This window comes from Methanoregula sp. (assembly GCF_049518935.1).
Taxonomy (GTDB): Archaea; Halobacteriota; Methanomicrobia; order Methanomicrobiales; family Methanospirillaceae; genus Methanoregula.
In genome coordinates this window covers 1-6,881 of record NZ_JBEKRH010000038.1, presented here as the reverse complement: position 1 = coordinate 6,881, position 6,881 = coordinate 1, and the positions used below count along the sequence as shown (strand labels likewise).

The following is a 6,881-nucleotide window of genomic DNA, read 5'->3' as shown; positions in this document are numbered from 1 at the left end:
AGCCGGAGGTTGTTCCACAGAAGAAGAGGACGGGTCCACCTACCGTACAAGTCAGATGGCCCGCATCCTGCCCGTAGGCATGAGATCATTATCTTCCATTCCTATGAAGGTTTTCCCATGCCTTCGAGCGTAGCGTATGAAAGGAGGTATGAAAAAATGCAACTACGCAAATGGAGCGTCGCCCTGCTGGCATTATTGCTGGCAGCGATGGCGATGGTACCGATGGTGAGTGCGGCAGAAATAAACGCTCTGGCAAAAAATGCATCTGACAGAATTATCATTACACCCAAGTTTGATGATAGTCAGATAAGGATAAAAGCGCCGATGAATGAGTCAGAAATTGTATCGTTTGAATTTTCTGAGAAATGGCTGAATGAGAATAATTTAAACAAGAATTCCGACGATATTAAGATCTCCATTCCAAAAAGTGCACTGTCAACAAAACAGGCTGCAGCGGATAGTAACTCTGCACTGTATTCAATCGGGACGGAGGACAACCGTGGAAAAACGGTACTTCTGCAGATTCCAAAAGATACCTATGAAACAATGAATCCACAGTCGGCCCAGACAATTACCCTGGATTATCCACGTGAGTGTTTTGCATTTTACACGAACGCCGATGAAATGCTCAATGGGATTGAACAAAGAAAACTCGTACGGTATAACCAGCAGACTGAGAGAATTGAAACCAATTCACATTCATTCGCATCCTCCGTCCCGGCGGCTACATCGAATCTTTACGCAGAATGGGCCAGTTACAACACGAATGCAAACCAGTATCCTGTCGCTCTCCGTGGAGATATGACACCGCAGACTCTCTCGAATCAGGGGCAGTCTTTCGTCATATATCATGAACGGGAAATTTATTTCAACCGGAACGGCGACCAGATCGAATTGACCTTATGGTATACGGATAATGGCAAAATCTACCTGTCCGTTCCCGTCTATGATGAAGGTACGTTGTTGTGGGGACAGAGCGGAGTACCGCCCGCCACCTGGATCGATGCATCCTCCAGGGACCGTTTCTATTACGAGGTCTATATCCTGGCCAACGGGCAGTATAACATCAATTTCCTTGATACCGGCACAGGAATCTGGTACAGGTATACCTACAATGACTCGGACAATCCCTCGACATACATAACAGGGATTACAGGATCTTCCGAGCTGTACCTGAATGGGGCGCTTGCGCACTCATTCCAGGCAACAACGAATACCATCAAGGATTACGGTGTGAAGGATACCATGAATGGAAACTGGCTGGCTCCCGGCTCGCGGTTCACGTGGGACCGGTACAAATATGATTCCTTGCATAACGGGCTCTATGTATTCATGAACTCATATAATATTGGAGGGACAATATACACCTACCACGATGCATCGAACACTGATACGTGAGGGCTGAACCAGATGATCCCCTTTTTTTCCTGTATGAATTGTACCAGGGGCTGGTTTGTGAAAAACCAGGTACGACGTGCTATTTTATTTGTTTTTTTTATTTTCCTGACAGGTACATTGATCATAACACCAGGATCAGCACATACGGATCCTTCCGTGAACCTTGTCCTGACCCCGTCTCATCCACCGGAGAATCTCAGTTCAGCGGTAGCCGTTTACTCATATGGAGAACCTGTAGTCCTGAATATCACTATGCTAAATGAAGGCCCGGGACCGGTAACTATTCTGGGGGTGCCTCCGAAAATGGGTGTCAATCATATCGAAGGAGCGGACTTTCGTACCTGGCAGAGAAATGCTTCCACCCGGGTACTGCAGGAAGGCGAGTCCATAACAACCATCCTGTCGTGGGATCAATGCGACGACGGGGGAAAACAGGTAGATGCCGGCATCTATACGATTGGAGTCTATTATCTTTATGCGCCGGGGGATACCAGCGGAACCTGGGATCTGTCAGAGGCCCATCTGCGAACCGGAACCGCGACTATCCTTGTTGCATCTCCGGAAGGTTCCCTGCAAAAACACATGGTCTTGGATGTGGGAGCAGAGGATAACGGCGTTACTTCAACGCTGGTCGCTCTTGATTGTAACGCGATGAAAGGGACCGTATCTTTTGATGTGGAGATTCCGGAAAAAGACTATGAGGTTACACCGGGGCCCGCGGGACTCCTGCCATGCAATGTGAGTGCATATCCGGCTGCAACATACCGTATCGATCAGGGGAATCCCCGGGAGTTTACAGATATGGATTTTATCTGCGATACAGGTTCAGCTCAGATCCACAGGGTTCATCTGTATTTCGAACCGCTTCCCGCTGATGCAAAACAAATGGACATTCACGTCAGTAAATTCGGAAACCATGAGGGCTCATGGGATTTCCCGATCGATCTCATTGCGCAATCCCAGCCCCCGACTCGGGAATCTCTGGCTGATGAGTTCGTTTCATTCCTGAAGAAACTATTCGGGGTCTGATGCCACTGAGCGGAGTGGGCGGCGGGGCCAGCCGTTTGCACAAAGCGGGAGGGGGACGGAGCTCCCGGAATCGCGTTATGGAGATCTGATGGGGATCGCTCCGGGAAAAAGATCTGTTTTGTGCACGAGATCCGAGTATACTTCCGGGCGGCGAACCTCGCAAAAGACCAATTCCCGGACCCGCAGTTACCTTTTTTTAAGGTCCACCCTAAAGATCACCATCTGGTTTCCGATACTGATAAACCGGGGATTTTTATGATGAACAGAACCGCGCTTTTTACCCTGGCAATCGCCTTTACTATCGGCCTTATTGCTGTGGCGGGATGTACAGGGAGTTCCGGTACCTCCGCACAGCCAACGGTTGCGGCAACCCCGGCCTTTCCGGCCGTATCGTTCAATGCCACACCTGTCGAGTATGCACAGGTCAACGGGATTACGCTGGGATACCGTGAATTCGGTGCCGGTGAACCTGTCCTCATGGTCCAGGGATTTGGCGGAACCATCAATGACTGGAACGAGACCTTCATCGGCATCCTTGCCTCGAAATACCATGTGTATACGTATGACAACCGGGGTATGGGATACAGCAGTGACAACAATGCGACACCGACAATCTCACTGTATGCTGACGATGCTGCACAGCTCATGCCGGCGCTCGGCTATGACAGCATGGATGTCTATGGCGTCTCCATGGGGTCTTCGATCTCCCAGCAGCTTGCCATCGACCATCCCGAACGCGTACGGAAACTGGTGCTGGACTCCAGTGCCTATAGTGTCCGGCTTCCCGAGACAACAAAACTGCTCGGGACCATTGAAGCGGTGGCAGCAGGTCCCTCCTACCCGGAGGGAGTTCGTCGGGAGGCCGAGGCGAACCTCGCATGGAACGGTTCCTGGGACGGCCTGTCCGGCATTCACAAGGATGTCATGCTCGTTGTGGGCACCAGTGATGAGCTGACACCGGATCCGGTGTCAGTACGCATGGCCGGGCAGATCAACGGGTCCTGGCTCGTACGGTTCAAGGGCCTCCCGCATGTCGGGTCCCACTATGCTCCTGTCGAGTACGGTGAGAACGCCCTGGACTTCCTCGGTATGGACGAGTCGCCGCTCAACCACTGAATTCATTTTTTCCCGGGACGGTTGTGCCGGCGGGTGAGGGGCCGTGGGGGTGCCGGGGGCCGGCGATCACGTGCCAGGCCCGAGGCGGTGGCGGGGCGGACGGGCCTCAGCACTGTACTTGCGAGGGGGGCAGCATAGCCGGGGCGATCGCATGGCGTTTGGGACCCGCCGGTGATTGCGAGGCGGATGGGAGAAGGTCGAAATATTACGGTGCAATTACCGAGATACGATCGACCCGGGAGAAATCACGATCATTCGTGACGAGATGATCCAGCGTGAAGTGCGTACAGCGGGCTGCATGGAGAGCGTCGGAAAAGAGAAGGCCGTACTGCCGTGAGAGTGTGAGGGCTTCATCCAGGAGTGGCGCAGTATCCAGTACGATAATCCCATAATCATGAAGCACTTCCCGGGTTACATCGAACGGAAGGGGAAAATCCGTTATCCGTTCCGGGTTCTTTTTCAGGAAGCCAATCGCTTCTGCCGGCTGTAATCCTTTTCTGCATAAACCTGCATGAGCAGGACTTTGTGGAAGAACTCATCGATGACGGTGCTGTTGACATGGCCCTTCACCACACCATCCCGCACCTTGTCGAGCAGCTCTTCACAAGCAGGAGTAAACCGGGTAGTAGTGAATGCATAAATCAGAATATTGGTGTCGAGAAATACAGAACCGTCCTGAAGGTCGGAGATTTTCATCAATAGAGCTCTTCAATATCCGTTTCTGCGATCTTCATGACAAATTGTTCCGGGACTTGGATCTTGGTCCGCTTGGCTTTCATTTTCAGCCGTACAAGAACTTCGTTCTGGCCATTCGCCAGGGGATGATCGAGCACGATCGTACGCCCGTCAACCATTTTTCCTTCAACCGTGACCGGCATGTTTGCTCCGTTTATATTTCATATATTACTGCACTGGTATATCTGCTTCTGCCCACCAGATTTCCCTGAGGGGCTATCAGCCCGGGGCCGGTGGGGGATGGCCGGAGTGCCGGGGAAGGGAGGGGAATGCCCGGAGCGTAGTGGCCGGACGGGCCTTGGGCTTATACTTGCGGGAGGCAGCAAACACCGGGCGATCGCCGGGCGTTTGGAACCAGCCAGTGGGGAGAGCAGGGCGCCGGTCCAGACTGCGGATCCCGGAGTTCGTCAACCTCAAAAATAAATATGGTTGACGATAACAGGTTATAGACGACAGACCGGGAGACCCCGGCGCCGGTGAATCCCATGGATGAATTACCCAGGATCCCAAAATGCATGAGCACCCAGCACCCGGACAACGTCCACGTGCCATTTTTTGCAGAATCATCCGAGCTCGGTGGCGAGGATGAAGTGAGGGAGGCATATTATGTCTACTCGCACCTTGGCTGCCGGGAGCAGATGTGGGACTGCGAAGGAAAAGAGGTGGACAACTTCGTTGTCAAGAAGCTCCTGACCACCTACTCCCCGTTCTTTTCAGAAAAAAAACTGGGACAGGATATTTTCCTCACCCTCCGTGTGCCAAACCCTCAGGTGGAGAAAGCCGAGGCAAAGATCCTGCTCGAAACCCTCGAAAGTATCCCCCGGTCCTTCGACAGCGCGAAACTCTTCTACAGGGAAGATATCGCCCCAATCTTTGAGGTCATCCTGCCGATGACCGATTCCCACACCGCCATCGATAACATTTACCAGTATTACGCGGACTTCGTGATCGGCAAGCAGTACAAGCGGCTCGGCGGCAGGGACACCACCATCGCCGACTGGATCGGGACATTTGCCCCCCGGCATATCAACGTGATCCCGTTATTCGAAGATCAGAAGAGTATGCTCGATGCCCACACAACGGTACACCGGTACCTGCTCGACAAGGAGCTCCCGTACCAGCGGGTCTTCCTTGCCCGCTCGGACCCGGCCATGAACTACGGGCTGGTCAGCGCAGTCCTGCTCAACAAGATCGCCCTTTTCAACCTGAACTCCCTGCAGGACCAGACCGGAACCCCGGTCTTCCCGATCATCGGGGTCGGTTCCGCACCGTTCCGGGGCAATCTCCGGCCGGATACCGTGGACCGGGTCAGTACCGAATATCCGTCAGCACATACCTTCACCATCCAGTCCGCGTTCAAGTACGACTATCCGCTGGATGAAGTCCAGGCCGCAGTCAGGCAGCTTGAGACACGCGAGGTTGCCACACCCCGGGCAGTCAATGAAAAGCGCTGCCTTGAAATTATCGGGAAATATACGCAGGCCTACATCAGCGAACTTCTCCCGCTCACAGATATCGTCAACCGGGTTGCAGCCCATATCCCGGGCCGGAGGAAACGCAAACTCCATATCGGCCTGTTCGGGTATACCCGGAGTACCGGCGGCGTGACGCTCCCCCGGGCGATCACCTTCACTGCTGCCATGTACTCGATCGGCGTTCCTCCCGAGATTCTCGGGTTGTCGGCGCTTGACCGGGATGACCTTGCGTTCGTGCGTGAAGTATACGTGAATTTCGACCGGGACCTTCCCGATGCGGTCCGGTATATGAATCCTGACTCGCCATTCCTTTCACCGTCAATGAAAGAGGCAGCGGAGCGGATCTGCGGAGATGATGTACATGACATGCACCGGCAGGTCACCGGTTCGATCCTCAAGGCGCTTCACGAGAACCGGAACAAGGATCTCCAGCCGATGATCCTGCAGGCTGCAAACATCCGGAAGTTTTTGGGATAGTATCAGCGAAAGGGACATCGAGGGGTTCGTCGGAGAGCGGGCCGGACAATTTTAGTAAAAGACCGGAAAACTCCACAAAAACCTATTAACCATCGTTGTACACATCACTCATCATGATTAATCCCGCCAGGAATATTCCCGAGGATACGGAAGAGAACCGGGAGATCTGCCGGAAGTACTGCACAATATGCCCGAACTACAAGGCACATTCCCTTGAAAAATATCAGCCGACCGAGCTCTTCTGCGCACGCGGAAACTCCTCGTGCCCGGATAAAAAAAAGATCAGGTGTTTCTGTACGGGCTGCGAGATCTTCGCGAAGCATCATCTCCGTGTCGGATACTTCTGCGTCACGTACTAGACAAATTATTTATCCTGTTTTTGATTATCCCGCCGGGTTGCCGGCGTGGGACCGGGCTTGTGCTCGTGAGGGCAGCCGGAGCCTGAGATTGCCAATCGTTTGGCACCAACTTCCGATCGGTAGATGATTGCGTTAGAAAGTATAAATGCCACGAATCTAAATCGCTCATCGTGGACAGCCGGAGGTTGTTCCACAGAAGAAGAGGACGGGTCCACCTACCGTACAAGTCAGATGGCCCGCATCCTGCCCGTAGGCATGAGATCATTATCTTCCATTCCTATGAAGGTTTTCC

Annotated in this window: 8 protein-coding genes; 5 read left to right on the top strand and 3 right to left on the bottom strand. The window is 53.1% G+C overall.

Annotated elements, in window-relative coordinates; translation table 11 throughout:
* Window positions 1–156: 156 nt before the first annotated feature.
* The 3 genes from ABSE13_RS12890 (at window position 157) to ABSE13_RS12880 (ending at window position 3,543) form a co-directional block, all read left to right on the top strand.
* Window positions 157–1,398, top strand: a complete 1,242-nt coding sequence (locus ABSE13_RS12890) for a hypothetical protein (protein WP_424028923.1) — start codon at window positions 157–159, stop codon at window positions 1,396–1,398.
* 303 nt (window positions 1,399–1,701) lie between these two features.
* Window positions 1,702–2,427 carry a hypothetical protein gene (locus ABSE13_RS12885; protein ID WP_424028922.1) on the top strand — a complete coding sequence of 242 codons (726 nt, stop codon included), beginning with the start codon at window positions 1,702–1,704 and terminating at the stop codon, window positions 2,425–2,427.
* 255 nt (window positions 2,428–2,682) lie between these two features.
* A complete protein-coding gene (locus ABSE13_RS12880; protein ID WP_424028921.1) occupies window positions 2,683–3,543 on the top strand; it encodes an alpha/beta fold hydrolase in 861 nt (286 codons plus the stop codon).
* 205 nt (window positions 3,544–3,748) lie between these two features.
* On the opposite strand, the gene ABSE13_RS12875 is transcribed toward ABSE13_RS12880, so the two are convergent.
* The 3 genes from ABSE13_RS12875 to ABSE13_RS12865 are packed head-to-tail and all read right to left on the bottom strand — an operon-like array spanning window position 3,749 to window position 4,421.
* Window positions 3,749–3,946, bottom strand: coding sequence for a type II toxin-antitoxin system VapC family toxin (locus ABSE13_RS12875; RefSeq protein WP_424028920.1), 198 nt, complete (start codon window positions 3,944–3,946; stop codon window positions 3,749–3,751).
* A 56-nt stretch (window positions 3,947–4,002) separates the two neighbouring features.
* Window positions 4,003–4,239: a hypothetical protein gene (locus tag ABSE13_RS12870; RefSeq protein WP_424028919.1), complete on the bottom strand. Its 237-nt coding sequence runs from the start codon at window positions 4,237–4,239 to the stop codon at window positions 4,003–4,005.
* Complete coding sequence (locus tag ABSE13_RS12865) at window positions 4,239–4,421, bottom strand: hypothetical protein (protein ID WP_424028918.1); 183 nt, start codon at window positions 4,419–4,421, stop codon at window positions 4,239–4,241. Before ABSE13_RS12865 ends, ABSE13_RS12870 begins: the two co-directional genes overlap by 1 nt.
* A gap of 342 nt (window positions 4,422–4,763) precedes the next feature.
* Between ABSE13_RS12865 and ppcA the strand changes: the two genes are divergently transcribed.
* Window positions 4,764–6,230: a phosphoenolpyruvate carboxylase gene (ppcA, locus tag ABSE13_RS12860; protein WP_424028917.1), complete on the top strand. Its 1,467-nt coding sequence runs from the start codon at window positions 4,764–4,766 to the stop codon at window positions 6,228–6,230.
* Window positions 6,231–6,343: 113 nt separating this feature from the next.
* Window positions 6,344–6,589, top strand: a complete 246-nt coding sequence (locus ABSE13_RS12855) for a DUF2769 domain-containing protein (RefSeq protein WP_424028916.1) — start codon at window positions 6,344–6,346, stop codon at window positions 6,587–6,589.
* The last annotated feature ends 292 nt before the right edge of the window (window positions 6,590–6,881 follow it).